Genomic DNA, 26,159 nt, shown 5'->3' with positions numbered 1-26,159 from the left:
TGGCCCCCTGGTTCGACGGTGCGTTCATGCCCTGTTCTTGTCCGACGCCGCCGCCAGGTTCCCGCCTTTTCGGCCCAGCACCGTCGCAAGCACTGCGCGTGATGCCAGCGGCTGTCCGTCACCGTCGCATGGGTGCGGAAAGAGGTGGGGCTGTTGAACGTTCGGGCAGGTCAGGGGCTTGCCTGTCGGCACGGAGACTAGAGCAGGGTCAGCTGCTCGGCGGTCGCGGTAGGCGACGGCTCGGGTAGGCGGCGATTGTCGCCCACCTCGCCCCGGAGCAGTCCGTGGCGGCGGGCGGCGATCCGCACTCGCGCGGTCAACTCCCGCTGGTAGGCCTGCGGGGCGTACGCGCCGGAGCGGTACAGCTCGCGGTAGCGGGGGACGAGGTGCGGGTGCTCCCGGGCGAGCCACTGGGCGTACCACTCGCGGGCGCCCGGTCGCAGGTGCAGCGCCAGCGGGGTCACGCTCGTCGCACCGGCGGCGGCGATCGCCGAGACCGTGGCGTCGATCGACTCCTCGCCGTCGCTGAGGCCGGGCAGGATCGGTGCCATCAGCACCCCGACGGAGAAGCCGGCGTCGGTGAGCCGGCGGACCGCGTCGAGCCGGCGGCTCGGGTGCGGTGTGCCCGGTTCGACGCCACGCCAGAGCCCGTCGTCGACGAAGCCCACCGAGAAGGAGATGCCAACCGTGGTCACGTCGGCGGCCTGACGCAGCAGGGGCAGGTCGCGCAGGATCAGCGTGCCCTTGGTGAGGATGGAGAACGGGTTGGCGAAGTCCCGCAGGGCCGCGATGATCTGCGGCATCAGCCGGTAGCGACCCTCGGCCCGCTGGTAGCAGTCGACGTTGGTGCCCATCGCGACGTGCGCGCCCCGCCACTTCGGCGCGGCCAGCTCGCGTCGCACCAGCTCACCGGCGTTGACCTTGACGATCACCTGCCGGTCGAAGTCCGCACCAGCGTCGAGATCGAGGTAGGTGTGGGTATTTCGGGCGAAGCAGTTGTGACTCACCACACCGTCGGCGATGAAGTCGCCGGTGCCGGTGGTGATGTCCCACAGCGGCAACTCCAGCCCGAGAGCCTGAACGTCGACGACCCTGAGGTCCGCCTTGCACTTCAGCGCGGCGCCCTCGATCGAGCGCTTCCTGGTGATGGCCGGGTCCGTGAGGTGGAAGAACCGGAGCCGAGCGGGAAGACCTCCGGTCAATCTGATCTGCCGCACCCGGTTGGGTCTGCCGGGGTCCTCAAGCACGCAGGCGAAGCCGAACCGGCGCAGCGCCGCCGTCGTCTGGTCGAGGATCGTGTCGTCGCTGTTGCTGATGCGCAGGGCGCCTTTACTGCAGCTGCCCTCGGCGTCGAAGATGCCGGCCAGGAAGCCGAGGCGCCACTCGTCGGTGGGGGCAGCCGGCCACTGGATCAGCTCGGTGATCGTTTCGATGTCCCGCTGTTTCGAGGTGCGGATGGCCGACAGGGCTTGCCGGGTGGCGCTGGCCGGTGCGAACGAGAAGCGTTGTGTCTCGATGCCCTCCTGGGCGAGGTAGCGCTCGCTCCGACTCAACGCCTCGTCGTCGATCAGCGCCAGACGGAACCGATGCACGACCCCCTGCGGGTACGAGTAGGTGGCGAGGTTGGCGTCGCCCCGGACCATCCCGCAGAGGTAGCCCCGGCGGTAGTCAGGTGACTCCTTCGGCCCGGATGCGAAACGGCCGGTGCCGATGAGGCGATTGTTGGTGGTCAGGTAGGGGCGCTGGCCGGTGCCCTGCATAGCCCCGGTGACGTACTTCCAGCCACGATCGGAGAGGAACCGGTGGTCTCCGCTGGCGATGAGGGTGGTGCCGTCAGTCAGGGTGACCCGGTATGCGGGTTTCACGGTGGACCACTTGTCAAGAACGGTGGTGACGATGTATCGGCGGTAAGCACCGCGTCGCTCCGTCCCGTAGATGCGGTCGCCGGGCTCGAGCTCACTGATCGGTTTCGTGCGACCGTCCGCCATCAGGATCGGAGTGTCACCGGCCATGCAGTAGACACAAGCATGAGTGCATCCCCGGTACGGGTTGATGGTCCACTCGAAGGGGACGCGGGACTCGCCGGGCACCCGGTTGAGGATCGATTTGGCCTGCACCTCGTGGAAGGTCATCCCGGCGAACTCGGGAGTGTCGAAGGTGCGGACGACGGTGCCGGGCAGCGCCAGCGGCAGGGGTGGCGTCGCTGGCGCTGCCCGCTCGGGGTCTCCCTCGACCGGGGGAGCGGTGAGGTTGTCCCAGCGCATGGCCACTATTCGAACACGTGTACGAGGCTTGCGCAAGTGACGCGCCGGACACGCGTGAGTGATCGGCGTTGCGACGGGGGAGGATGGGCGCCATGGAGACGTCGACCTTCGTCTACGACGGTGACTGCGCGTTCTGCACGACCTGTGCGGAGTTCATCGAACGCCGGATCCCCACCAGCGCACGGGTGGTGCCCTGGCAGTTCGCCGACCTGGACGCGCTCGGCCTCAGCGTGGCCGAGTGCGAGGAGGCCGTGCAGTGGGTCGGCGCGGACGCCACCCGCGCAGCCGGCCCGGACGCCATCGCGAAGCTGCTCGCCGCCAGTGGCCCGCTCTGGCGGGTCGCCGGGGCTGGCCTGAGGTTTCCACCGGTGCGCCTCGTGGCCTGGCCGGTGTACCGCTGGGTGGCCCGAAACAGGCACCGCCTCCCGGGTGGTACGGCGGCGTGTTCCCTGCCGCAGGAGGCCAGGGAGCGGCTCTACGGCCCGACCGGGCGTCCGACCGCCGGAGCCTGATCGCCGAGCCGGGCCCGATCATCGGGCGGAGCCTGATCGGGCGGCGTCGACGTCGTGTCGACGTCCACCGGGCCGCGGCCGGCGAGCCGGCCTGCCCACACCAGTGGGCGTACCCGTTCCAGGGGCAGGAAGCTGGTCATCGCGGCCAGGTGTGGTGCGAACGAGATCGTGATGGTCGCGATGGTCACCGCGTGGAACGAGTAGAAGAAGCCGACCATCGCCAGTCGCCAGCGGGCCGGCAGCAGGAACACCACGGGGCTGAGCAGTTCGAAGGCCACGATGCCGAACTGGGCGACGATCAGCAGGTACGGCACCTGGGCGACGAGATCGGCCAGGTCGGTGCCGCGTCGGATGATTGCCCGGGCCAGCACCGAGCCGGTCAGCCAGTCCAGGCCGCCGAAGCGCAGCTTGGCGAAGGCTGCCAGGAAGTACGTGCAGATCACCGCGATCTGGGTGACCCGCAAGGCCCAGCCGCCGGCCTCGGTGCGGGTGGTGTCGCCGTGGCGGGCCCGGCCGGCGGTGGGCAGCACGGCCAGCGCGACGAGCAGGCCGATCCGGTCGTGGTCGACCTTCCCGTAGCTCATCGCGAGGATCATCCACTCGAGGTACAGGGCGCAGACCGTCCAGCCGAGCAGCCGGGGCGCCCGGCCGGTCGCGGCGAGCAGGGCGGCGAGCAGGAGCACCCAGAAGATCACCGCCACCACTGTCGGCGTCGGCGTCGGCAGGGGGAGCAGTCGGCCGATCAGCAGGGGCTGGTACAGCTCGCCGGGCACGCTGGCTCTGGTGCGTACCCACGGGGTGAAGACCACCAGGTCGGCGGCGACGAAGAGGTAGATCGCGGTCCGGAACCCGGCAATCCGACCGCGTGGCACCGCCTCGGTCAGCCAGCCGGTCATCCGGAGACCTGCCAGCGGACCACGGTCTCGTCGGTGTGCTGCCCGGTGGGCCGGCCCGCGCGGATGCCGTGCCACCGGATGACGATGCGCACCTCGACCAGCGCGGCGGCGTCCGGGTGGCGTTCGGCGTACGCCTCGGCGACCCCGGCGAGGAGCGCCGGGTCGGCGGTGTAGCGGTCCTGCTGGCCCTCGATCTCGGCGCGGCGGATGCCTGTCGCGTCCTGGTCGAGGTCGACCACGGCTCCGGTGCTGCTCACCCCTTCCACCCGGGTGTCCGGGGCGGGGGCGTTCGGCGGGTTCGAGGTGGCGTACATCCGGAACGGGCCGAACGGGAAGTCGTCGTCGCTGCCCCAGAAGGTGCCGAGCAGCAGCAGGACGAGACCGAGGGCGGTCGCGCCCAGCCGGGTCACGCGCCCGCGGGTGGTCAGGGTCTCCATCGGGTCGTGACGATACGGGATGTACCGACCGTCTCGCGTCCCACCGACGGTCAGTTCCGCCTGGCCAGGTCGGTGATCATGGGCCAGTGCCCGGGCATGACGGAAGGCCGGACCCGAACCGGGCCGGCCTTCGCGTGCCGCCGCGCGGACGGCTCAGTGCTTGTGCTCGGCCAGCTGCTTGCGGACGTCGTCCATGTCCAGCGCCTCGACCTGCTCGATCAGGTTCTCGAGGGCGGACTCGGGGAGCGCGCCCGGCTGGGCGAAGACGATGACGCCGTCGCGGATCGCCATGATCGTCGGGATCGACCGGATGTCGAACTTCGCGCCGAGCTCCTGCTGGGCCTCGGTGTCGACCTTGCCGAAGACGATGTTCTGGTGCTTCTCCGAGGAGCGCTCGTAGACCGGGGCGAACCGCTTGCACGGACCACACCAGTCGGCCCAGAAGTCGACCAGGACGATGCCGTCGTCGCCGGTCACCTCGTCGAAGTTCGTCGAGGTCAGCTCAACGGTTGCCATTGCACTCTCCGATCACCTGCGGGTTGTCTGCGTCCCGTAGAACCAGGGCTGACCGTATCGAATTCCCGGGCGGCCGCGCACGAAACGTGGCCGGGGCTGGTCGGGTGCCGAGCAGACCATCGAGCGGTGTCAGTTCATCTCGTCCTGCGGAACGCAAGTGCACGACGCACTTGCGTGACCTGCGGTGATGGGAGCGTTTCCAGGGAGATCCACCCGGTCGAGCGCTACGAATCGGTAACTTGAGCCCTGACGAGGGGGTATCCGGCCTCCGGAGATCGCTGATCAACCCTGCGTTCATCACGGAGAGTATTGTTACAAAAAGATAAATGTGACCGCGATCTCTGTTGAAGCTACGGCACCGTAGGGCAGAATTCCTCACATCAGAGCGTGGGCGGCGGGTGCCGGGGAGGGCCCCGCCGCTCATTGCGTCTCCCCCTGGTGAGTGACCGGTGTGACATTTCCGCCGAGGTCCCGCCCGGACCGTCGCCTTAACCATCGGTAAGGCATGCTGTGCCGAACTCCATCGCCGCCCGTCGAAGGGGACCAGGATGCAGTTCGGCCGCTACTACGAGGAGTTCGAGGTCGGCGCGGTCTACCGGCACTGGCCGGGCAAGACCGTCACCGAGTACGACGACCACCTCTTCTGCCTGCTCACGATGAACCACCACCCGCTGCACATGGACGCGCACTACGCCGCGACGTCCAGCCAGTTCAAGCGCAATGTGGTGGTCGGCAACTACATCTACTCCCTGCTGCTCGGCATGTCGGTGCCCGACGTCAGCGGCAAGGCCATCGCCAACCTGGAGGTCGAGTCGCTGCGGCACGTGGCGCCCACCTTTCACGGCGACACCATCTACGGCGAGACGACGGTGCTGGACAAGCGCGAGTCCGGCTCCAAGCCCGACCGGGGCGTGGTCTCGGTGGAGACCCGGGGTTACAACCAGGACGGGACCATGGTCTGCGTCTTCCGCCGCCGGGTCATGGTCCCCAAGAAGGAGTACGCGGCCAGCGCGGTGCCCGACGGGGTGGACCCGGAGCGGCCCAGCTTCCCCACGCCGCGCTGAACGCGCCCGCCGGAGCGGGGCTCCATCGGGCCGCAGGTTCCCCGGTGGCGGCCCCGGTCCCGTTTTCGGGGCTTATGCTGACGCCGGAGGTTCCGATGAGCCACTCCGTCGCTGGAGAGCCGCCCTCTGCCGGCCGCCGCGCCGCACCCTTGACCACCGCCGTCTACTCCGCCGCCGAGTGGGACCTGCTCACCAGCCTGCCCGCTCGGGTGCTCGTGGCCGCTGCCGCGCCCGGTGCCGGCCGCCCCGAGCGCGGGGTGATGGCTGGTCTGGCCGGCCTGGCCGCGGTGGCCGCCGGCCGCGGCTTCGACAGTGACCTGGTCCGGGCCGTGGTCGCCGCGATCTACGCCCGCCACGACGGCGCGCCCACTCCGACCGCGCGCCTCACCGACCTGGTGGACCTGCTGGCCGCCTGTCGGGCGGCGGCCCGGGTGCTGCGTCGGCGCGCCGATCCGGCCGACTCGGCCGCGTACCGCCAGTGGGTGCAGTCGGTTGCGGCCCGCGTCTGCCGGGCGGTGCCCGGCCTCGACGGAGGTCCGGTCGGCCCTGCGGACCGGCGCTTCCTGGACCGACTCGGTGACGCGCTCGGCCTGGGCTGAGATCGCCGGGCGTCCGGGTGCCCGTACTCTCTGATGACCGTGACCGACGACCAGCTTGAGGTGGGTGTGGGCCCCTGGCCGGGGGACCTGCCCGAGGACCCGCGCTACGACCCGCAGCTGCTGGCCGAGGGCGACCGACGCAATGTCGTCGACCGCTACCGCTACTGGCGGCACGAGGCGATCGTCGCCGACCTGGACCGGCATCGGCACGGCTTCCACGTCGCCATCGAGAACTGGCAGCACGACTTCAACATCGGCACGGTGGTCCGCAACGCCAACGCGTTCAACGCCGCCGAGGTGCACATCGTCGGTCGGCGTCGGTGGAACCGACGCGGCGCGATGGTGACCGACCGCTACCAGCACGTCCGGCACCACGGGACGATCGAGGAGTTCGTCGACTGGGCGGCCGGGCGGCGGCTGCCCGTGCTCGGCATCGACAACCTGCCGGGCTCCCGGCCGATCGAGACCGCCGTCCTGCCGCGCGAGTGCGTGCTGCTGTTCGGTCAGGAGGGGCCGGGCCTGTCCGCCCCCGCTCGTGCGGCCTGCACCCGCCTCCACTCCATCGCCCAGTACGGCTCCACCAGGTCCATCAACGCGGGTGTGGCCAGCGGCATCGCCATGCACGCGTGGATTCGTACGCACGCCGGTCCACCCCCGGACTGACCATCGCCCCCGGCGCGATCGGCGTTCCGGCTTGACGTGCCGGCGATGCGGGGTGACGGTGGGGATGTGAGTGTCGCGGTGAGTTGTCCGAGATGCGGGGGCCCGGTACGGGCGCCGGATCTGATGCACACCGAGTCGAGGTGCCTGCGCTGCGGACCCGTGCCGCCGCTGCACGTGCCCGAACACATCGGTGCGGAGATCGTCGCGAGCGTGGTGGAGCGGATCGCCGCGGCTTCCGGTCCACCCGGGACGCCACTGTGGTGCCCGTGGCCGCTCCCGCCCGGCTGGACCCTCACCGGCGTGGCGTACGCCGGGGACGACCGCACCGGAGTGCGGGCGACGGCGGTGGCCTGCGCCGGGCCGGCGCCGCTCGACGACGGCCCGGCGGACCTGGTCTTCGTCGCCGAGGAACCGGGTGTCGGCCTGGGCAGGCGACTCGCCGGCCTGACCGGCCCCGATCCCGGGCCGGAACTCGTCGACGCGCTGACCGACCCCGGCCCGGGGCATCCCGAGCACGTGGGGCAGGCCAGGATCAAGGTCGGCGGGCATCCGACTCCACTGTGGTTGGTGAATTCTTCGACGGATCGAAGCGCGTACGCCGGTGAGGCTCGGGGAATGTGGCTACATGCGATAGCCTGGCCGGCGAGTGCGGGTCACCTCCTCGCGGAAGACGTCGTCTTGCACGACCTGACCGAGTGGACTCCGCCCGAACTCGTGTACGGCGCACCGTCCCCGTACCTGTCCGGGAGAGTTTGACTTCTCTTTCGGGTTGACGGAGAACGGACGCAGATATTCACTGTATGACACCACACTGATACTCTGGGTGCCGCTGCGGTAATGGGACCCGGCGCCGCGCGAGAGGATGGCCCGCCATGGTCAAGAAGGTCCTCACCTGGGCCGGAATCGCATTCTTGATCTTTTTCGTCGCCTATCGGCCAAACTCTGCGGCTGATGTGTTCAAGTCGTTGGGCGGCGGGATCATGGACATTGCCCAGGGATTCGGCGACTTCTTCACAAGCCTCGTCGCCTAGCCGTCGATGGGAAGCCCCTCCGGTCCACCCTTCGACCCGGACGACCCCGACCGGGAGCGTCGCGAGCGCGACACCGAGCCGATCCCGCGGATCGGGCCCGATGACGGCCCGGGCTACGGAGCCGGCGCCGGTCTGTCCGACGGGCCATCCCTTTCGGACGACGTCGGCTATGGCGACGGGCCCGGCTATGCCGGCGAAGGGCGGTCCGGGCGAGCCTGGCTCCGTGATCCCGACGCGGCCAACCAGCCGCCCCAGATCTCCGAGGAAGAGTTGGCGGGGCTGCGCGCCGACGCCATGGGGTCGACACCCCGACGGGTTCTTCCGTTGGAGGACGAGCCCAGCTCGCTGGTCGCCCGCTACCTCTTCCCCACCGAGCGCTACCGGGGCGAGTGGAAGCGGCACTGGATCCACCTCACCAACCCGCTCCTGATCGGCGTCGCGGCGACCTTCGTGCTCGGCTACCTGTCGGGCTTCCTCGCCGGCAACAACGTCGGCGCGCTGACGACCATCGCGGTGCTGCTCTGGTTCGCCGTCATGGGCTGGGTGGCGTGGAAGGTCGCGGACTGGTGGTATGACCGGTTCATCCTGACCAACAAGCGGGTCATGGTGGTCAACGGCATCGTCACCCGCAAGGTCGCCATGATGCCGCTGGTCCGGGTCACCGACATGAAGTACGAGCAGACCCCGACGGGCCGGGCCCTCAACTACGGCACCTTCGTGCTGGAGTCCGCCGGCCAGGAGCAGGCGCTGCGGGAGATCAAGAATCTGCCCAACCCCAACGAGCTCTATCTACGCGTCGTCGAAGAGATGTACGAGCCGCAGGCCGTCGAGGCACGGTTGGGCAAGGAGGCCGACGAGGCCAAGGCCGACGACGGGGCGTGAAAGTTTTCGTCCGAACATCGGAGCAAGTGCGCACCTTTCGTCATGGACCAGACCGCCTCTGACGTGGCACTCTGCCAGGACGGTTTGGGTGCGGAGGTGTGTGGTGGCGAGCAGGGACCCGTTGGAGGAGGAGTTTCGCGAGTTCGTCGCGGCTCGCTCCGCCGCCCTGCTCCGCACCGCCTATCTCCTTGCCGGGGACTGGGCGACGGCCGAGGATCTGCTCCAGACGGCGCTGACGAAGACCTACCTCGCCTGGAAGCGGCTCGGCGGGATCGAGGCGGTCGAGCCGTACGCCCGGCGTGTGATGGTCAACACCTCGACGAGCTGGTGGCGGCGGCGCTGGCACGGCGAGCGCCCCACCGAAGTGCTGCCCGAACGGCCCGGCGTCGACGAGATCGAGCGGCAGCTCGACCGTGACCTGCTCTGGCGGCACCTCAAGGAGCTGCCCAGCCGGCAGCGAGCGGTGCTCGTCCTGCGCTACTACGAGGACATGTCGGAAGCGCAGACAGCCGCACTGTTGGACATTTCCCCCGGAACGGTGAAGAGCCAGGCATCCCGTGCGCTGGCCACGCTGCGTCGACGCATGGGCACCGACACCCCCGATCTCGCCCCAGCGCCCCGGTCTGTCGGGAACGCCGCCAGCACCCGGCCCGGGCGGGACGCTGCTGTCGTCCGGCCCCGCCCGGGTGTCGATGCTGCCCGGTCCGGCCGAGGGTCCGGTGCTGCCCGGTCCGGCGCGGTCGGAGGGGTGTCGGGGTCCCTTTCCGCGGCGGCGCCGCGTCCCAGCACCGGTCGGGCCGAGCCCGCGTCCGTCGCACCTCGCCCGCCCCGTCCGATCGCCCCGGCGGTCGAGCTGCCCACCGCTTCGGCGGCCGTGCCTGTCGGCACCGGCCCCGGAGATCAGCAGTGAGCGCATTTCCGCGGCGACCCGACAACCTGACGGGCGGTCCGCAGCGTCCTAACCAGGTGCGACGTGACCAGCTCGAAGGTGCGGTGCGGGAGACCCTCTCGCACCAGGTCGCCGTCACCCGTCCACTGACCGCCGACCCGGCGGGTCAGGCCATCCGTCGCGCCAACCGGATCCGTCGGCGGCGTGCCGGAGCCGGCGTCGCGCTCGGGGTGGTCGCCACCGTGCTGATCGGCGCCGGCATGTCACACCTCGCCGACAACTCCGGCCGCGAGGGGCCGCCCATCGTCGTGATCGGCGACCCGGATCTGTCGGCTCGACCGCTCCCCTCGGTCAGCATCGCCCCGCCCCCACCCTCGCCGGGAGCTCCCGCCGACCTGATCCTCGCCGGCACCCTGATCGACGCCGACGGCAAACGGCTGCCGCTGCCCGGCGTCGGCTCCGCCGAACGCGCCCACCGGCTGCCCAATGGTGGCGGTCTCCTGGTGGTCGGTGCGCCCACCACGGCCGGGCGTTCCCTCTGGGTCGCCCAGGACGACGGCCTGGTGCAGGTACTGCTGGCCGGCGCCGCCCAGATCGTCCTCGCGCCGGACGCGACCCAGGTCGCCTGGCGGGACGGCGGTGACCTGTTCGTGGCGGGAGTCGTCGGCACCCAGCTCATCGGCACGGTGCGCATCGCGGTCCCGGAGGGCGCGCAGCCCGTCCGGTTCGTCGGCAACAACGTGCTGGTCCGGCTCGACCCGACCCGACCGGGTCACGCCATGTGGCGGCCCGGCGCGGAGAAGCTGACGGCGGTGCCCGAGCAGGACACCCTGGACGTGTACGGCGCGCTGCCCGACGGGCGGCTGGTCGGCCAGGTGGCAGGGAACTCCTCGGACGGAACCTGCCTGGCATTGCTCGATCCGAAGCGGGCTCTGAAAGTGGTACGCGCCTGCGGCGCCCAGTTGAGCCCGGACGGCGCGGGCGGGATGTCCGACGACGGACGGTGGCTGCTGGTCAACGGACGGGTCGGGGTGGCCGACCGGTCTCTCCTGGTCGACCTGCAGCAGCTCGGGACGACGCTGAACGCCGTACCGGCCGGCCCGGCGCTGAGCGGCGGCATCGCCTGGACGAGTGACTCGGACGTCTCCTACGTCGACAGCTCCGGTCGGCTGGTCCGGGTCGACGTCGAGCGGGTACGTGCCGGCGAACAGGCCGAGCCGGTGCCCGTGGCCGGCCTCCAGCCCGGTGACCGTCCGGTCCTGGTCAGCGGCTCCTGACCCTTCGCGGGCCCGCTTCTCCGGACCGACCGGTCCGCCGGACGGTTCGGGACCTCTTCGACCTACGCGAGTCATCTTCGGGTCCGCTCGGTAGCGTCGGGACGTGACCTCGCGTACCGGCTCCGCGCCCCGGATCGACCTGCACACCCACTCGACCGCCAGCGACGGCACGCTGACTCCGGCCGAACTGGTCCGCGCCGGCGCCGAGGCGGGCCTGGACGTGCTCGCCATCACCGACCACGACACCACCGCGGGCTGGGCGCCGGCCGTACGGGCGCTGCCGCCCGGACTGCTCCTGGTCCGGGGCGCCGAACTGTCCTGCCGCTGGGCGGGCACGCAGCCGGCGACGCCGCTGCACCTGCTGGCGTACCTGTTCGACCCGGAACATCCGGAGCTGGTCGCCGAGCTGGCCCGGGTGCGGGCTTCCCGAGAGGAGCGCGGCGAGCGCATCGTGCACCTGCTGCGCGCCGACGGCATCGACGTGAGCTGGCCGGACATCCTGGCCGGCGCGGCCGGCGGGACGGTGGGTCGTCCGCACATCGCGCAGGCGCTGATCCGCGCCGGCCTGGTCGCCGACACCCGTGCGGCGTTCGGCCCGGACTGGCTCGGTGAGCGGTACCGGCTGCCGAAGGAGGACATCGACGTCTTCCGTGCGGTCCGGCTGGTCCGGGCGGCTGGAGGCGTACCGGTCTTCGCCCATCCCCGTGCCACCCGACGCGGCCGGGTCGTCCCCGACGAGTTGATCGCCGAGCTGGCCGCCGCCGGGCTGGCCGGGCTGGAAGCCGACCACGAGGACCACAGCCCGGCCGAGCGTGCGCACGTACGCTCGCTCGCCGCCGAGCTGGACCTGCTGGTGACCGGCTCGTCCGACTTCCACGGCACCCACAAGACCGTCCAGCTCGGCGCGTTCGGCACCGGCGTCGAGGCGTACGAGCGGATCGTCGCCGCCGGGGTGACCGAGGTCGCTTCGGGCTGATCCGCGTATTTTGCCCACCACGGCGCGGCTAGGTTGCTCACGTGGATCTGAAGCTGTTCGGCGAGGTTTTCGTGACCCTGCTGGTGATCACCGACCCGCCGGGCATGATGCCGATCTTTCTGGCACTGACCGGGCCGCTGCCCGCGCGCGACCGCAACCGGGCGGCCTGGCAGGCCGTCGCGCTGGCCCTCGGTGTCATCGTGATCTTCGCGGTGGCCGGGCAGACCCTGCTCGACTACCTGCACGTGGACCTGCCCGCCCTACAGGCCGCCGGTGGGTTGCTGCTCGTACTTGTCGCACTGGAACTGCTGACCGGCAAGGCCGACGACCCCAGTCAGCAGGTCACCTCGAACATCGCCCTGGTACCGCTGGGCACCCCGTTGCTGGCGGGGCCGGGCGCCATCGTGGCGACGATGCTCTTCGTCCAGCAGGCCGACGGGTTCGGCGACTTCACCGCCATCGCCGCCGCGATCCTCGCCGTCATGGTCGCGGTGTGGATCGTGCTGCGTTTCTCCGGCGGCATCGTCAAGATCCTGCGTCCCGGCGGCATCGAGGTGCTGACCCGGATCGCCGGCCTGCTCCTGGCCGCGATCGCCGTCCAGCTCATCGCCGACGCGGTGGCCGCCTTCGTCACGCAATACGTGAACATGACCTGACCGGCACACGCCGGATGTCGCAGGCGGATGGCATGATCGCAGGCGTGCGACGAGCCTCTTCAGCCGGACGACCCGCCGCGGGCGGTCGGACCCCTCAGCAGCGTCCCGGTGGCGCCGAGCAACTCGGCTTCGAGGGGATGCCGGAACGACTGTTCGTCTGCGCCCCGAGCAAGCTCGGCGCGTACGCGGACTGCCCCCGCCGCTACCGCTACTCCTACGTCGACCGGCCCGCGCCGCCGAAGGGGCCGCCCTGGGCGCACAACTCGCTCGGCGCGAGCGTGCACACCGCCCTGAAGAACTGGTACGCGTTGCCCGTCGACCGACGCCGCCCCGAGGCGCTGGCCACCCTGCTCAAGGGCACCTGGGTCCGGGAGGGCTACCGCGACGACGAGCAGGAGCGTGCCGCCTACCGGCGGGCGCTGAGCTGGCTCGAGGCGTACGTCGAGACGTTGGAACCGGAGGCCGACCCGCTCGGCGTCGAGCGGGTGGTGGCGGTCAAGACCGCCGTGCTGGCCTTCAACGGTCGCGCCGACCGCATCGACTCCCGCCCCGGGCCGGAGGGTCCGGAGGTGGTCATCGTCGACTACAAGACGGGCCGCACCGGGCTGGACGCCGACGACGCCCGCGGCTCGCAGGCCCTGGCCCTCTACGCGTACGCGGCCGAGAGGGTGTTCCGCCGGCCGTGTCGTCGGGTCGAGTTGCACCACCTGCCGACCGGCACGGTCGCCGGGCACGACCACACCGCCGAGTCGCTGGCCCGCCAGTTGGCCCGCGCCGAGGACACGGCTCGCGACATCATGGCCGCCGAGCGGGCCGTCGCCGACGGCGGTGATCCCGACGAGGCGTTCCCCGTGGCGCCCGGGCCGCGCTGCGGCTGGTGCGACTATCGCCGGCACTGCCCCACCGGGGCGCAGACGCCGGGCAAGGAGCCGTGGGCGGCCGTGGAGAGGTCCGCCGAGGGCTGACCCGTGCCGCCGCCGGTGTCCGAAGCGGGAACGCCGGTGCCGGAACGCCGCCGGTTGGTCAGCCGGCCAGCGCGGTTGCGGCGCGGCGCGCGGCCCGCTCCTTGGCAGCCTGCACGAGCGGCCCCTCCAGGTAGCGGCGTGGCACCGCGCCGAGTGCCAGGCGCAGCGCGCGTACGGTGAGGTCGGCCGACAACTCGGTGGTGGGCAGCCCCAACCCGCCGTACATCCGCCGTGCCCACGGGGGCAGCAGCGCGAACGCGGTGCCGGCGATCCCGAGGTACGCCCAGCGCGGCGGGCCCAGGTTGAGGCCCAGCCGGGCCGGCAGGCCGAGCTTCCACGGCAGCGGCGGAGCGGTGAGGAAGATCGCCGTCTCGGCGGCTTCGCGGGTCATCCGCAGCTCGGGCCGGACGACACGGTAGTACTCCCGCACCTCGGCGGCGGTGCCCGGCACCGTGGCCGGATCCAGCCCGACGAGGGCGGCCGACCGACGCTGCTCGGTGTAGTAGCCGTCGACCTCGTCATCGGTGAGCGGCAGACCCGCCCGACGGGCGGTGCTGAGGAACGATTCGACCTCGGTGACGTGCACCCAGCGCAGCAGTGCGGGGTCGTCGATCCGGAATTCCTCGCCGGTGGCCTGGTCGACGGCCCGCAGCCGGGCGTGCAGCCGACGCAGCCGCGCTCCGGCCTGCTCCGCGTCGAGGGTGGTGCCGTAGACGGTGGTCGCCACGTAGGTGGCGGTGCGGACCAGTCGTCCCCACGCGTCGGTGCGGTAGTTGCTGTTCTGCGCGACGCCGGCCATGGCGCGGGGGTGCAACGCCTGGAGATAGAGCGAGCGCAGGCCGGCGACGATCAGGATCGGCTCCTCGTGCACCTTCCACGTGACCGAACCTGGACCGAAGAGGCCTAGGTCATCGGAGTCCACCGACCAAGCGTGCCACGGCCACCGCGTTGGTGCCCGCCAGCGCGGACGGACGACCGCCCGGTCGATCTCGTCGCAGCGGCGCTGAACCTGAGCACCGTCGTCCGCGTGTCTCTAGGGCGAGAGCCCGGGACGACCGGTGGCCGTACGTACGCTGTCGATCCCGTGACCGTGATCCGCCTGGAGGTGCCGATGTTCGAGGAGATCCTGGGTCTACCGGTACACGTCTTCGTCGTGCACGCGATGGTCGTCTTCGTCCCACTGCTGGCGGGGCTGGCCATCGCGTACGTGGGGCTGCCGCGCTGGCGGCACCGACTGGACTGGGCGCTGGGGATCCTCGCCGTGGTGACGCCGGTGACCGCCTTCGTGGCCGTCGAGTCCGGCGAGGCGTTCACCGATGCCCTGGTCGCCCGCGGCTACCAGGGGCAGATCCTCGACCAGATCTTCGAGCACTCGCGTTACGGCGACATCCTGTTCCGGATCGTGGTGCCCCTGGGGATCGTGGCCATCGCGCTTCTCGTGGTGACCAGCGGACACCGGCGGGTGCCACGGCTGCCGGCACTGGTGACGCCGATCCTCGCGGTGGCGCTCGTCGTGCTGTCCGTCGCCGCCCTGGTCTACGTCGTTCTGACCGGGCACTCGGGTGCCGAGGCGGTCTGGGGCACCACCCTCTGAGCGGTGCGGGATCGACAACGCGGATCGGGGTCAGAAGATGAGCCGCGAGCACAGCAGGCAGACGAGCGCCACCAGCACCACGCCGGCGGCGGCCCCGAAGCCGTAGGTGACCCGCTGCGAGCGCTGTTCGGCCGCGTCCAGGGCGGCCGTGTCCTGCGGCGGCAACCGTCGCGCCGGCGCCGGCTCCAGGTGGACGGGGGGACGCCACCCGGCCGGGGGCGGCACGCTCGGTGGTGGTCCGGTGTACCCGCTGGTGGGTGCTGTGGCGGGTGGGGGTTGGTCCGCCGCCGGGCCGTCGCCGCTCTCGGGTCGGCGCCAGTGGTCGTCCGGGCTGCTGCCGGCGCTGGGGGTCGTCACGCCGTCCGACGCTACCAACGGAGCCGGCGGTCGGGTCGTTTCTGACCGGTGTGCCCATCCGTCGGCGAGCGGCCCGGCGGGTGTGGCCTGCGCTAGTCTTGCCGCTCGTGAGCATCGAGGACCCCGGCGTGGCGAGCGTACGCGGCAACGACGACCGCACCGTCGACCTGAGCGACGACTTCGTGGTGCTGCCCGAGCAGACCTCGGACGACACGGACCACGGCTGGGGCGAGCGCAGCGACGGCGACGACGACTGGCTCCTCGCCCAACGCCCTCCGCACTGGGACTGAGCTCGGGCGGGGGACCGCGCCCGGCGACCGACGGCGGGTCGCCGACAGGACGGCATCCGTCCGAACGGACACCGTCATGTCGCCCGACCCGGTGTCGATCATGCGGCACGCCTCCGGAGCTCCGGAGACGTGCGCGGGAGGGTCAGGAGGTCGAGCTGGCCGCCTGCGCCTTGCCGCCGCTCGATCCGCCGGACGACGACGAGGACGAACCCGACGACGAGGAGCCGGACGACGAGGACGACCCGGAGGACGACGACCCGGAATCCCCGCCCGAGGACGAGGTCGAGGTCGAGGTCGAGTCGGACTTCGCCGGCTTGCTCGCGGTGCCGCCGGCCGACGTCTCCGAGCCGGACGCGCGGGAGTCGGTGCGGTAGAAGCCCGAGCCCTTGAAGACGATGCCGACGGAGTTGAAGACCTTGCGCAGCCGCCCCTGACACGCCGGGCACTCGGTCAGCGGCTCGTCAGAGAAGGACTGCACCGCCTCGAGCTGGTGACCGCACGCGGTGCAGGCGTACTGGTACGTAGGCACGTTCTCCTCCGGTGTCTGGGCTCGGCCAGTTGGCACTCGACGTATTCGAGTGCCAATGGTGCGTCATTCGGACCAGGTTCGTCCAGCGGACGTGTGGGGCGCGACACTCTGCGCCGTACCCAGGCCGGCGTCAAGCGTACGCATCCCGTCGGAGGGGGTGACGACCGCGCGGACCGGACGATCGTGCGGCTCTGCCGGCAGCGCCTCGACCAGCTCGCCGTCGTGCAGGGGCACCACCGTCAGGCTCGCCGCCGGTACCCGTGCCAGCGCCCGGTCGTACGAGCCGCCGCCGCGGCCCAGCCGCCGGCCGCGGTGATCGACGGCTAGTGCCGGCACGACCACCACCTCGGCGCCGGAGACCGCGTGCACACCGAGGCGCGGGCCGATCGGCTCCCGGATGCCCCGGCCGGCCGCGGCCAGTGCGTCCGGACCGGTGTACGCCGCCCAGTCCAGATCCAGATCGGCGCGAAGTACCGGAAGGAGCAACTCGGCGTCGGCCGGTAACGCCCTCCGTAACGCCTCGGCGAGGTCGGCGCCGCCCGGCTCGGTGCCGACCGGCACGTACGCCGTCATCCGGCGCGGGCGCAGCCGGCGGACCAGGGTGACCAGCTCCGCCTGGACGCGTACGGCCGATTCGGCCCGCGTCGCGCCGTCCAGGGCCCGACGACCGGCGAGCAGCCGCACGCGGGCGTCCCGCTTGGTCACTCGGGTCACTTCCGCTTCATCAGAAAAATCTGGCACGCAACACTCCTGACGCAACGCCACTCCCACGGTTGCTCTGTGTCAGCATCGCAAGCAACGGAGGCGGAACTTCCGGGGGGACCGAGTGACGCTACGCGGGCGGTTGACGGCAGCCTTCCTCGTGGTGGTGCTCGGCCCGGTCCTGCTCGGCGCGTTCTTCGTCGCCTCCACCGTCACGGCCGTCGACCGCACCCGGTCCACCGAACGGCTCGCCGTTGCCGCGTCCACGGTGCGGACCTCGGTCGACGCGCTCTGCCAGCAGTTGCGCGCCGCCGCCGACGCGGTCGCCCTCACCGGTGATCCGGCCGTCGTCGCCGGCCAGCTCGTCGGCCGAGGGTTGGCCGCGGCCGTGCTGATAAGCGACGTCAGCGGGCGGGTCACGTACGCGTCGCCCGGCGCGCCGACGACACCCTGGCGGGACTGCTCGGAGTCGGCCGCCGCGTCGTCCGGCCCGGTCCGCGCGCTGTCGGCCCGGGTGGACCGCCGGGACCCGGCCGGCACCCTGCTGGGTAGCGTGGCCGCCGCGCAACTTGTCGACCCGGCCTTCGTGGCCCGGCTGGCGGCGGTGAGCGGAGTCGCGGTCACGCTGCTCGACGGCGGCGCGAGCGCCGCCCGGTTCACCCACACCACCGAGTCCCGCGAGGTACGCGACGCGGTGCTGTCCGCCGCCGGCCACACCACCGGGGAGCGGGTCACCGAGACCACCAAGGGCCGGTACGTGCGGCGGATCGGGCCGTCCGCGGGTCAGCCGCTGCCGCTGGTGCTGTCGGTGCCGAGCACCAGGCCGCCGGGGCTGCATGTGACGCTGGCCGGCGTCGTCGTGCTCGCCGGGCTGCTCGCCGTGTTGACCGCGTGGCGTCTCGCCCGGGTGACCACCCGACCCCTGGTGGAGCTGGCCGGTGCGGTCGACCGGGTGGCGCACGGCGACCTGACCGCCCGGGTGCCGGTGCGCAGCCGCGACGAGCTGGGCCGGCTGGCGGCGGCGTTCAACCGGATGACCCGCGAGACCGGGTCGTACGTCGCGGCGTTGACCAGCAGCCGTGACCAGCTACGCGGGCACCTCGCGGTGCTCGGTGACACCCTGGCCAGCACCCACGACCTGCAACGCATCCTGCGGGTGATCCTGCACAGCGCCATCGCGGCCACCGGCGCGCGGGCCGGCGCGGTGCTGCTGGTGGAGACCGGCGGGGTGCTCGTCGCACAGTGCAGCGAGGGCCTGGACGGGCGCTGGCCCACACCGGACCCGGACGGCCCACCGACCCTGCGGGTGCCGGTGGGCGTCGGCGTGGTCGGCGCGGTGGCAGCGACCGGCGAGCCGCAGCGGGGGCGGGTGGAACAGACCGACGCCCCGACCGGTGAGCCGAGCTGCCGCACCTACGTGGCGGTCCCTTTCGCCGCACCGGGTGGCACGACGACCATGCCGGGCGGCGGGCACACCACCTCGGACGATGAGAGGACCGTGGACGAGGCCGGTGCCCCGGCGGTGGCGCTCGGGGTACTGGCGCTCTACGACCGGGTGGGCGCGGACGAGTTCGACGACGACGACCTGGTCACTCTGCGGACCTTCGCCGGGCACGCGGCCGTCGCGGTGGAGAACGTGCGGGTGCACGAGGAGGCCCAGCGGCTCTCCCTGACCGACCCGCTCACCGGGCTGTGGAACTACCGCTACCTGCGCGAGTCGATCCGGCGGGAGGTCGAGCGGGCCAGCCGGTTCGGCCGGATGCTCAGCGTCCTCGCCCTCGACCTGGACCGCTTCAAGGACGTCAACGACACGTACGGGCACGCGGCGGGGGACACCGTGCTGGCGGAGTTCGCCCGGCGGGTACGCGGAGAGATCCGGGAGGTGGACCTGGCGTTCCGGCAGGGCGGTGAGGAGTTCGTGCTGCTCCTGCCGGAGACCGACGCCCGGGGTGCGGCGATCGTCGCGGAGCGGCTGGGAGCGGCGGTACGCGAGACACCGATCGCCGTCGAGGCGTACGCGGGGCCGATCGTGGTCACCGTGTCGGTGGGCATCGCCGTCTATCCCGACCACGGCAGCACAGGGCGGGAGGTGCTGGAGGCCGCCGACGACGCCCTCTACGTGGCCAAGGCCGCCGGGCGGGACACCTACCAGGTCGCCGAGGCCCGCCCCGACGTGCCGACGCGGGAGATACCGGTGCCGGCCGGCGCGGTCAGCCCACCCGACGGACTGCCGAGGGCGGGTCGACAGGTGCAGGTCCCGCGGGAGCCGGGCGGCCACGCCCGGTCGGAGTCGGCTGTGGGCGTACCGGAGACGAACCGTTCGGGGCCCGCGCACGCCCGGCCGGATCCCGACGACGGCCCGGCGGACGCGGCGCGGGCCGGCCCCGACGCGGCCCGACCGGGGCCGGGTGGCGGCGCGTCTTCTGGGCCACACCCGCCGCGGCAGAGCCGTGGCCGATAGTCTCGCGGCATGTCGGAGCACTCAGCGAACCCCTCAGCGACGGTCGCCGCAACCGGCCGTCCCCTGGCGGTCAAGGCCGTCATCCCGGCCGCCGGACTGGCCACCCGCTTCCTGCCGGCCACCAAGGCGGTTCCCAAGGAGCTGCTGCCGGTCGTCGACCGGCCGGTGTTGCAGTACATCGTCGAGGAGGCCACCCAGGCCGGCATCGGCGACGTGTTGCTGATCACCGGTCGGGGTAAGACATCGATGGTGGACCACTTCGATCGACGCCCCGACCTGGAGACCAGGCTGGAGGAGAAGGGCGACGCCGAGCGGCTGGCGGCCGTGCGCCGGCCCAGTGAGCTGGCGGAGATCTACACCGTCCGGCAGCCGGAGCAGCTCGGGCTCGGGCACGCGATCGGGTACGCCGAGTCCCACGTCGGCGACCAGAGCTTCGCGGTGCTGCTCGGCGACGAGTTCGTGAAGCCGTCCGAGCCGCTGCTGCCGGCCATGCTGGAGTTGCAGGCCCGCACCGGTGGCGTCGTGCTCGCGTTCTTCGAGGTCGACCCGGCCGACACCAAGCGGTACGGCATCGCCTCGGTCGAGCCCGCCGAGGCCGACCTGACCGACATCGGCGAGGTCGTCAAGGTGACCGGCATGGTGGAGAAGCCACAGCCGGAGGACGCGCCGAGCAACCTCGCCGTGCTGGGTCGGTACGTGCTGCCGGGCACCATCTTCGACGCGATCCGGCGGACCAAGCCGGGCAGTGGTGGCGAGATCCAGTTGACCGACGCCATGGAGTTGCTCCGCACCGAGGGCACCCCGGTGCACGCGATCGTCTACCGGGGCACCCGCTACGACACCGGTATGCCGCTGGGTTACCTCCAGACGGTCGTGCAGATCGCCGCCGAGCGCGAGGACCTCGGCAGCGAGTTCCGCTCCTGGCTGGCCGAGTTCGTCAAGGCCGACGCGGCAGGCGGATCTGGTACATGACAGCGACGGCCGACGCCGAGGCGGCCGCGAACGAGTTGACGCCGCTCGCCGACTACCTGGGCAGCGTGCTGCGCAGGTTGCGAGCGCTGCCGCCACTCGACCTCGACCTCACCCAGGCGCACGGCAACGTCCTCGCCGAGGATGTCGTCGCGCCGCACGCCTTCCCGGCCTTCGACCAGGCGGCCGTGGACGGGTACGCGGCCCGCTGGGAGGACATTTCCGGAGGGGGCCGGGGCCCGAGCTACGTCCCGGCCCCCTCCGGCACGCCCGGCGGGCGGAGCATCCGGCTCAACGTCGTCGGCGACCTCGGCGCGGCGAGCTGGCGGCCGGTGCGGCTCACTCCGGGCTCGTGCTTCTCGGTGGCCGCCGGGGCGCCGCTGCCGGTCGCCGCGGACGTCGTGGTGCCGGTGGAATGGACGGACCAGGGCATGGCCGCCGTGGAGATCTTCCGCAGCCCCAAGCGAGGGTACGGGGTCCGCCGCGCCGGTGAGGAACTGCCCGCCGGCACCCTGCTCGCCCGTGCCGGCACCTACGTCTCCCCGGCCCTCGTCGCGGTGTTCGCCGCCACCGGCATCGGCCACGTCGTGGTGCGGCCCAGTCCACGGGTGGTCATCGTGGCCACCGGCGACGAGTTGGTCGACGTGGGCCGCGGCAGCCAGCCCGGTCAGGTGGTGGACGCCAACTCGCACGCGCTGACCGCCGCCGCGGCCGAGGTGGGCGCGCTCGCGTACCGGGTCGGCATCTGCGACGACGACCCGGAGGGGCTGCGCGGCCTGCTGGAGGACCAGACCCTGCGGGCCGATCTGATCATCACCACCGGTGGCACCGGCACCGGCCCCGGCGACATGGTCCGGCGGATCCTGTCCCGCCGTGAAGGTGGCCGGGCCGGACCGGTGACCTTCACCGACGTGGCGCTCTATCCCGGCACCGCCCTCGGGTTCGGCACCGTCGGCGCCGAGGAGGTGCCGGTGGTCTGCCTGCCCGGCGACCCGGGCGCCGCGCTTATCGGCTTCGAGGTGCTGGCCCGCCCCGCCATCCAACTGCTCGCCGGCGCCGAGCCGGTGTTCCGTCCCAGCGTCCGGGCGCATCTGCTGGAGACCGTGTCGTCCCCGGGTGGGCTGCGCGAGTTCCGGCCCGCGCACGTCGCCGAACGACGCGGCGGCGGTTACACCGTGCAGCCGCTGCGCGGGGGGCCCTTCACCCTCTCCGGCCTCGCCGAGGCGAACGGGCTCCTGGTGCTCGGCGAGCGGGTCACCACCGCGGCCGCCGGGTCCACCGTGGACGTCCTGCTGTTGGACCGCCGTCGGTGAGCTCAGCTCGTCGGCGGGATCTCGTGGGTCCACTTGCGCGCGCACCGGTCCCGAGCGGGAGACTGTGCGGGTGAGTCTCTTCGGACCAGTCCGGGCGCCCGGATGGCCGGCGGTGCTCGTCGACGGCCCGGTGTTGTTGCGCCCCTACCGGCGCTCCGACGCGGCGGCGTGGTCGGAGGTGCGTCGGGCCAACCAGGCCTGGCTGGCCCCCTGGGAGTCGTCGCTGCCGGGCGGCTGGGACGAGCTGAACTCGCCTGCCATGTTCCGCTGGGTGCACCGTGACCAGCGGCGCTCGGCACGCGAGGGTGAGGGGATGCCGTTCGCTGTCTGCCTGCGAGAGGCCGACCGGGACCGTCTGGTCGGGCACCTCAACATCGGCAGCATCGTGCGCCGCGCCTACTGCTCCGGTTACGTCGGCTACTGGGTCGACGCCCGGGTCGCCGGCCAGGGTGTCATCCCGACCGCGCTCGCGCTCGCGGTCGACCACGCTTTCGGCCCGGGTGGGCTGCACCGCGTCGAGGTCAACATCCGGCCGGAGAACCGTCCGTCGCGGCGGGTGGTGGAGAAGCTGGGCTTCCGCGAGGAGTCGTACCACGTGCGCTACATGCACATCGACGGTGCGTGGCGTGACCACATCGGATACGCGATGACGAGCGAGGAAGTCGCCGCCGAGGGCGGTCTGCTGGCCCGTTGGCACCGGATCCGCGCCACCGCGCGCTAGAGGCTGTCCCACGGACGGGATCGGCGCGGCGTGGCGGCAACCCGGTCGGTGCACCGTAACCTCAAGTAACTGCAAGCTGCGGCAAGCGCTCACCGCCCGGACGATCCACGCACACAGGCGTGATTGGTCAAAGATCCTGCGGTCGGGGAGCGGTTGCTCCGAATTCGGTGACGGGAGGGGTGAGGGTGCCGACCTCGGTGCTCCTCGCCGTCCTCGCCGCCGCCGGCCTGCTCGCCCTGGCTCCGGCGCTGGTTCGTCGGTACGACGCCACAGAGCGGCTGGTGGCGGAGCGGGCGCAGTCGACGGCGCGGGTGCTCCAGCGCCGTCGGCGGCGTCGCACTGTGCCGGGACGGCAGCCCGTGCACCCTCCACGCTCGCTTGTCGTCACCCTGAGTGAGGATGCGACTACGGGGAAGCTGGCCGTGCCGGTCTCCGCGCCCCCGGCCGCCCGCCGATCCGGACGGCTGCGCGCCGTGCCGCCGGCGCCGAAGCGTCCCCGCCGCCGTCCACCGCGCCGGCAGCACACCCCCGCCGTGTACCGGCGACGCCGCGTGCTCGCCGCGCTGCTGCTGCTCAACGTCGTCGAGTTGATCGGCGTGCTGTTCGTCAGCCCCGGCTTCTGGATCGGCTTCTCGGTCACGTTCATGCTGCTGGCCGTGTACGTCGTACACCTGCGTCGGCGGGCCCTCGCCGCCCGTCGCCGGCGTCGCGCCCGGGCCCGGGAGGCGGCGTGGCTGGCCGCCCGGCAGGCCGAGGTCCGCCGCGAACAGGCCCGCCGCGCGGCGGCCCGCCGGGAGGCGCAGCGTCGTCTGGCGGCCCAACGCGAGGGGGTACGCCGAGCCGCCATGGGTCTCGACCGGCCCTCCGACCTGCCGGCGGCGGTCAACGGCGGCTCGGTCTCGTACCGCCGCTCGGGCGGACTGCGCGGTCGCCCCTACGAGGCCGGCCGCGGCGCCTGACCGCGCTTGCCGGGCCTGGCCGGGCTTGCGTCGGCCCCCGTCGGGGCGCTTGATCGACCCCCGTCGGGGGCGCTTGATCGAACCCAGATCACCGATATGGGGGTGTCACCGCACGATGATGCCCCCACGTCGGCGATGTCGAGTCGATCAAGGCCGAGCGAAGGCCGGCCGCGCTTGATCGACTCGGCTTCCCGGAAGGCGGGGTGTCCGGGCGTCCGGGATGGCCCGACTTCCCGGATGTCGAGTGGATCTCAGAGCTGGCCGGGCGGCGCACCGGGGGTGGATTCGCGGTGGAGGCGAACGACCTGTTAGCCTTGCTGCCGGCCCGCCCGGTGCAAGCCGGGTGGGACCGAAGCCGGTTAACCGGTGGGGGGCTGTGGCGCAGACTGGTAGCGCACCTCGTTCGCATCGAGGGGGTCAGGGGTTCAAATCCCCTCAGCTCCACCACGAAACAGCAGGTCAAGGGCGGGTCTCCGGAAGACGGAGACCCGCCCTTGATCATTTGTCCGCTGCTTGTCCGCAGGGCGGCGCCGACGCGACCCGGTCCGTCCTGCTGGGGGGTGCGTCAGGCGCTGGTGCGCGCTGTGTCGGAGGAGACGCGGTCGTCGGATCGCGCCGTCACGAGCACCACCTGTCAACTTCAGCGTGAACCGATCCGGCCGACCTGCGATAGCCTGACAACAATTCAACATTTGCTTCCTTGTGGAGCCGGCCGCCCAAATCCTGGGAACGGCGGACGGATTGCCGACGTCTACCGGTCCACACCGGTATGGAATACTATGTCGGTGATCGATCTGTCGCTTTACCAGGCATTCGTGTTGGCTGCCGTGATTCTGGTGATCGTGCCGGGACCCGACATGGCATTCATCATCACCATGGGCGTGAGCGGCGGCCCGCTGGCCGGATTCGCCGCCGCGCTGGGCGTGGCGGCCGGCCTCGCCGTGCACGCGGTGGCGGCCATCCTCGGCTTCGCCGCGATCTTCGCCGTGGCACCGTTCCTCTACGACGTGATCCGCTGGGCCGGCGCGGCCTATCTGGTCTACCTGGCCGTCAAGACGTACCTCGAACGCAACGAGACGACCCTGGCCGCGCCGGCCGGCGAGGCGGGCGGCGTGAACCGCTGGGTGGCGTTCCGCAAAGCGGCAGTGGTCAACCTGCTCAACCCGAAGGTGATCCTGTTCAACGCCGCGTTCCTGCCCCAGTTCGTCAACCCGGAACTCGGCAACGTCGCCGGCCAGTTCCTCATCCTCGGCCTGACCCTGGTGGTCATCGACCTCCTGATCGACGGCGTGATCGGCCTCGCCGCCGGGCACGCGGGTCAGTTGCTGCGCCGCAGCCGGCGGATCATCAAGGCGCTCAACGTGGTCACCTCGGCGGTGTTCGTCGGCCTGGCCCTGCGGCTGATGCTGGTCCGGGACTGACCTACGGCACGGTGTGACGGCCTGGTCACCGGAACGCCGGTATGGTGTCGTGGTGACATTCTTCGTTGTCTCGCCACCACCCGCGAACCGGTAACGACACCTTTCCAACCCGGCTCCCTCTTTCCTGAGCCCGGGTGCGTTTGTGGTGCCCGGGTGGCGATGACTTCGGAGAATTGTGTGAATACTGATATGCGCCCGTCCGTCGGGCGTGGAATCTTCTACATCTGTGTCGCGGCTGTCGCCTGGGGGACCGGCGGCGCCGTGGCGGCCGTCCTCTACGACAACAGCGGCATGGGACCCGTGGCGGTGTCCTTCTGGCGGTTCGCCAGTGGAGTCCTGCTCCTCGCCGCCGCTCACCTGCTGCTCCGCCGCCGTACCGGCACCCCCGCCCGGCCGCGCTGGCAGCAGGTGGTGACGACAGGGGTGGGGTTGGCGGTCTACCAGACCGCCTACTTCGCCGCCGTCGACTACGCCGGGCTGGCCGTCGCGACGGTGGTGACCCTCGGATCCGGACCGGTCCTGATCGCCATCGGATCCCACCTCCTGATGGGTGAACGGCTCGGCCGGGCTGGGGCCGCCACCGTGGCGATGGCCCTGGTCGGGCTGCTTCTGCTGGTCGGCGGCGGGAGCGCCAGCACCGCCTCGGCACCGGCGCTGGGGCTCGCCTGCGCGCTGCTGTCCGCCACCGGGTACGCCGGGGTCACACTGCTCAACCGCAAGTTGGGCCGGGACAGCGGCGGCAGCCCGCAGGTCATGGCACTGGGCGGGTTCACCGTCGGAATGGTGTTCCTGCTCCCGCTGGCCCTGCTCGAAGGGCTGCTGCCCACCTCGGGGGACGTCGGTCAGACGCTGGGTCTGGTCTTCTACCTGGGATTCGCGCCGACAGCGCTCGCGTACAGCCTGTTCTTCGCCGGGCTGGCCACGGTCCGGGCGACGACGGCGTCGGTGATCGCGTTGATCGAGCCGGTCACCGCCGCCGTGATCGCCGTGCTCTGGTTCGACGAACGGCTCACCGTGGCCGCCACCGTCGGCTCGGTAGTGCTGCTCGGCGCCGTGGTCGCGCTGACGCTCGGCGAGCGACGGGCCAACGGGGCGCGGCCGGCGAACGCGACCGACGGCGGCCGGCGGCCGTCGCCGGCCCGGACCGGCTGAGCCGGACGCGGGGGCCGCCCGGCTGGACATCCCACCGGGCGGACCCCGCGTCCGCGGTGCCGAC

29 protein-coding genes and 1 tRNA gene are annotated in these 26,159 nt (G+C 71.9%); 23 read left to right on the top strand and 7 right to left on the bottom strand.

The window, feature by feature from the left end:
* Positions 1 to 197 precede the first annotated feature (197 nt).
* Entirely contained in the window at positions 198 to 2,264 is a 2,067-nt protein-coding gene (locus ACGFH9_RS21265) for an intein-containing Rv2578c family radical SAM protein (protein ID WP_393221885.1), read from the bottom strand.
* 92 nt (positions 2,265 to 2,356) lie between these two features.
* On the opposite strand from ACGFH9_RS21265, the gene ACGFH9_RS21260 reads away from it, so the two are divergent.
* The gene (locus tag ACGFH9_RS21260) at positions 2,357 to 2,776 is read left to right on the top strand and encodes a DUF393 domain-containing protein (protein ID WP_355244472.1); all 420 of its coding nucleotides are present in this window, start codon (positions 2,357 to 2,359) and stop codon (positions 2,774 to 2,776) included.
* On the opposite strand, the gene ACGFH9_RS21255 is transcribed toward ACGFH9_RS21260, so the two are convergent.
* The 3 genes from ACGFH9_RS21255 to trxA all read right to left on the bottom strand — a co-directional run bounded on the left by ACGFH9_RS21255 (position 2,740) and on the right by trxA (position 4,625).
* Positions 2,740 to 3,672 (bottom strand): HTTM domain-containing protein, encoded by a 933-nt coding sequence (locus ACGFH9_RS21255; RefSeq protein WP_393221881.1) that lies wholly within the window; start codon positions 3,670 to 3,672, stop codon positions 2,740 to 2,742. The genes ACGFH9_RS21260 and ACGFH9_RS21255 overlap by 37 nt on opposite strands.
* Positions 3,669 to 4,109 (bottom strand): hypothetical protein, encoded by a 441-nt coding sequence (locus ACGFH9_RS21250; protein WP_393221878.1) that lies wholly within the window; start codon positions 4,107 to 4,109, stop codon positions 3,669 to 3,671. The genes ACGFH9_RS21255 and ACGFH9_RS21250 overlap by 4 nt, the downstream gene beginning before the upstream one ends.
* Before the next feature lie 153 nt (positions 4,110 to 4,262).
* Positions 4,263 to 4,625 carry a thioredoxin gene (trxA, locus tag ACGFH9_RS21245; RefSeq protein WP_393221876.1) on the bottom strand — a complete coding sequence of 121 codons (363 nt, stop codon included), beginning with the start codon at positions 4,623 to 4,625 and terminating at the stop codon, positions 4,263 to 4,265.
* Positions 4,626 to 5,173: 548 nt separating this feature from the next.
* On the opposite strand from trxA, the gene ACGFH9_RS21240 reads away from it, so the two are divergent.
* The 11 genes from ACGFH9_RS21240 to ACGFH9_RS21190 all read left to right on the top strand — a co-directional run bounded on the left by ACGFH9_RS21240 (position 5,174) and on the right by ACGFH9_RS21190 (position 13,627).
* Positions 5,174 to 5,689 carry a MaoC family dehydratase gene (locus ACGFH9_RS21240; protein WP_355244479.1) on the top strand — a complete coding sequence of 172 codons (516 nt, stop codon included), beginning with the start codon at positions 5,174 to 5,176 and terminating at the stop codon, positions 5,687 to 5,689.
* A gap of 74 nt (positions 5,690 to 5,763) precedes the next feature.
* A complete protein-coding gene (locus ACGFH9_RS21235) occupies positions 5,764 to 6,288 on the top strand; it encodes a hypothetical protein (RefSeq protein WP_393221873.1) in 525 nt (174 codons plus the stop codon).
* A gap of 39 nt (positions 6,289 to 6,327) precedes the next feature.
* Positions 6,328 to 6,951 (top strand): TrmH family RNA methyltransferase, encoded by a 624-nt coding sequence (locus tag ACGFH9_RS21230; protein WP_393221997.1) that lies wholly within the window; start codon positions 6,328 to 6,330, stop codon positions 6,949 to 6,951.
* Between the two features lie 45 nt (positions 6,952 to 6,996).
* Positions 6,997 to 7,707: a DUF6758 family protein gene (locus ACGFH9_RS21225; protein ID WP_393221871.1), complete on the top strand. Its 711-nt coding sequence runs from the start codon at positions 6,997 to 6,999 to the stop codon at positions 7,705 to 7,707.
* A gap of 116 nt (positions 7,708 to 7,823) precedes the next feature.
* Positions 7,824 to 7,982, top strand: coding sequence for a hypothetical protein (locus ACGFH9_RS21220; RefSeq protein ID WP_007455302.1), 159 nt, complete (start codon positions 7,824 to 7,826; stop codon positions 7,980 to 7,982).
* Positions 7,983 to 7,988: 6 nt separating this feature from the next.
* Entirely contained in the window at positions 7,989 to 8,864 is an 876-nt protein-coding gene (locus ACGFH9_RS21215; protein ID WP_355244487.1) for a PH domain-containing protein, read from the top strand.
* 103 nt (positions 8,865 to 8,967) lie between these two features.
* On the top strand, positions 8,968 to 9,774 hold the full coding sequence (locus tag ACGFH9_RS21210; RefSeq protein WP_393221868.1) for a SigE family RNA polymerase sigma factor: 807 nt from the start codon (positions 8,968 to 8,970) through the stop codon (positions 9,772 to 9,774).
* A 56-nt stretch (positions 9,775 to 9,830) separates the two neighbouring features.
* Complete coding sequence (locus ACGFH9_RS21205; protein ID WP_393221865.1) at positions 9,831 to 11,030, top strand: hypothetical protein; 1,200 nt, start codon at positions 9,831 to 9,833, stop codon at positions 11,028 to 11,030.
* 103 nt (positions 11,031 to 11,133) lie between these two features.
* The gene (locus ACGFH9_RS21200; protein WP_393221862.1) at positions 11,134 to 12,006 is read left to right on the top strand and encodes a PHP domain-containing protein; all 873 of its coding nucleotides are present in this window, start codon (positions 11,134 to 11,136) and stop codon (positions 12,004 to 12,006) included.
* A gap of 41 nt (positions 12,007 to 12,047) precedes the next feature.
* Positions 12,048 to 12,662 (top strand): MarC family protein, encoded by a 615-nt coding sequence (locus tag ACGFH9_RS21195; RefSeq protein WP_393221859.1) that lies wholly within the window; start codon positions 12,048 to 12,050, stop codon positions 12,660 to 12,662.
* Between the two features lie 32 nt (positions 12,663 to 12,694).
* Complete coding sequence (locus tag ACGFH9_RS21190) at positions 12,695 to 13,627, top strand: RecB family exonuclease (RefSeq protein ID WP_393221856.1); 933 nt, start codon at positions 12,695 to 12,697, stop codon at positions 13,625 to 13,627.
* Between the two features lie 58 nt (positions 13,628 to 13,685).
* On the opposite strand, the gene ACGFH9_RS21185 is transcribed toward ACGFH9_RS21190, so the two are convergent.
* Positions 13,686 to 14,549: an oxygenase MpaB family protein gene (locus ACGFH9_RS21185; protein WP_355619365.1), complete on the bottom strand. Its 864-nt coding sequence runs from the start codon at positions 14,547 to 14,549 to the stop codon at positions 13,686 to 13,688.
* A gap of 189 nt (positions 14,550 to 14,738) precedes the next feature.
* Between ACGFH9_RS21185 and ACGFH9_RS21180 the strand changes: the two genes are divergently transcribed.
* Positions 14,739 to 15,221 carry a DUF2231 domain-containing protein gene (locus ACGFH9_RS21180; protein WP_393221994.1) on the top strand — a complete coding sequence of 161 codons (483 nt, stop codon included), beginning with the start codon at positions 14,739 to 14,741 and terminating at the stop codon, positions 15,219 to 15,221.
* Between the two features lie 30 nt (positions 15,222 to 15,251).
* Here the strand turns inward: ACGFH9_RS21180 and ACGFH9_RS21175 are convergent, their stop codons facing one another.
* Entirely contained in the window at positions 15,252 to 15,578 is a 327-nt protein-coding gene (locus ACGFH9_RS21175) for a hypothetical protein (RefSeq protein WP_393221852.1), read from the bottom strand.
* A gap of 107 nt (positions 15,579 to 15,685) precedes the next feature.
* Between ACGFH9_RS21175 and ACGFH9_RS21170 the strand changes: the two genes are divergently transcribed.
* Positions 15,686 to 15,868: a hypothetical protein gene (locus ACGFH9_RS21170; protein ID WP_393221849.1), complete on the top strand. Its 183-nt coding sequence runs from the start codon at positions 15,686 to 15,688 to the stop codon at positions 15,866 to 15,868.
* Between the two features lie 170 nt (positions 15,869 to 16,038).
* Positions 16,039 to 16,242, top strand: a complete 204-nt coding sequence (locus ACGFH9_RS21165) for a hypothetical protein (protein ID WP_393222007.1) — start codon at positions 16,039 to 16,041, stop codon at positions 16,240 to 16,242.
* Between the two features lie 218 nt (positions 16,243 to 16,460).
* Here ACGFH9_RS21165 and ACGFH9_RS21160 read toward each other — a convergent pair whose 3' ends face one another.
* Positions 16,461 to 17,138: a 5-formyltetrahydrofolate cyclo-ligase gene (locus tag ACGFH9_RS21160; RefSeq protein ID WP_393221846.1), complete on the bottom strand. Its 678-nt coding sequence runs from the start codon at positions 17,136 to 17,138 to the stop codon at positions 16,461 to 16,463.
* A gap of 85 nt (positions 17,139 to 17,223) precedes the next feature.
* On the opposite strand from ACGFH9_RS21160, the gene ACGFH9_RS21155 reads away from it, so the two are divergent.
* From ACGFH9_RS21155 to ACGFH9_RS21120, 8 genes are all read left to right on the top strand, one after another.
* On the top strand, positions 17,224 to 19,560 hold the full coding sequence (locus ACGFH9_RS21155; RefSeq protein ID WP_393221844.1) for a diguanylate cyclase: 2,337 nt from the start codon (positions 17,224 to 17,226) through the stop codon (positions 19,558 to 19,560).
* Positions 19,561 to 19,569: 9 nt separating this feature from the next.
* The gene (locus ACGFH9_RS21150) at positions 19,570 to 20,532 is read left to right on the top strand and encodes a UTP--glucose-1-phosphate uridylyltransferase (protein ID WP_355244516.1); all 963 of its coding nucleotides are present in this window, start codon (positions 19,570 to 19,572) and stop codon (positions 20,530 to 20,532) included.
* The gene (gene glp / locus ACGFH9_RS21145; RefSeq protein ID WP_355244519.1) at positions 20,529 to 21,842 is read left to right on the top strand and encodes a gephyrin-like molybdotransferase Glp; all 1,314 of its coding nucleotides are present in this window, start codon (positions 20,529 to 20,531) and stop codon (positions 21,840 to 21,842) included. Before ACGFH9_RS21150 ends, glp begins: the two co-directional genes overlap by 4 nt.
* Before the next feature lie 70 nt (positions 21,843 to 21,912).
* A complete protein-coding gene (locus ACGFH9_RS21140; protein WP_393221840.1) occupies positions 21,913 to 22,563 on the top strand; it encodes a GNAT family N-acetyltransferase in 651 nt (216 codons plus the stop codon).
* A gap of 179 nt (positions 22,564 to 22,742) precedes the next feature.
* Positions 22,743 to 23,522: a hypothetical protein gene (locus ACGFH9_RS21135; RefSeq protein ID WP_393221838.1), complete on the top strand. Its 780-nt coding sequence runs from the start codon at positions 22,743 to 22,745 to the stop codon at positions 23,520 to 23,522.
* A 370-nt stretch (positions 23,523 to 23,892) separates the two neighbouring features.
* A tRNA-Ala gene (locus ACGFH9_RS21130) sits at positions 23,893 to 23,969 on the top strand.
* 113 nt (positions 23,970 to 24,082) lie between these two features.
* A complete protein-coding gene (locus ACGFH9_RS21125; protein ID WP_393221835.1) occupies positions 24,083 to 24,943 on the top strand; it encodes a LysE family translocator in 861 nt (286 codons plus the stop codon).
* A 177-nt stretch (positions 24,944 to 25,120) separates the two neighbouring features.
* Positions 25,121 to 26,095, top strand: a complete 975-nt coding sequence (locus tag ACGFH9_RS21120) for a DMT family transporter (protein WP_393221832.1) — start codon at positions 25,121 to 25,123, stop codon at positions 26,093 to 26,095.
* Positions 26,096 to 26,159 lie beyond the last annotated feature (64 nt).

This window comes from Micromonospora sp. NPDC049102, assembly GCF_043197485.1.
In the GTDB taxonomy this organism is placed as follows: Bacteria; Actinomycetota; Actinomycetes; order Mycobacteriales; family Micromonosporaceae; genus Micromonospora.
The sequence above is the reverse complement of the archived record's forward strand: the minus strand, read 5'-3'. Positions and strand labels throughout refer to the sequence as shown.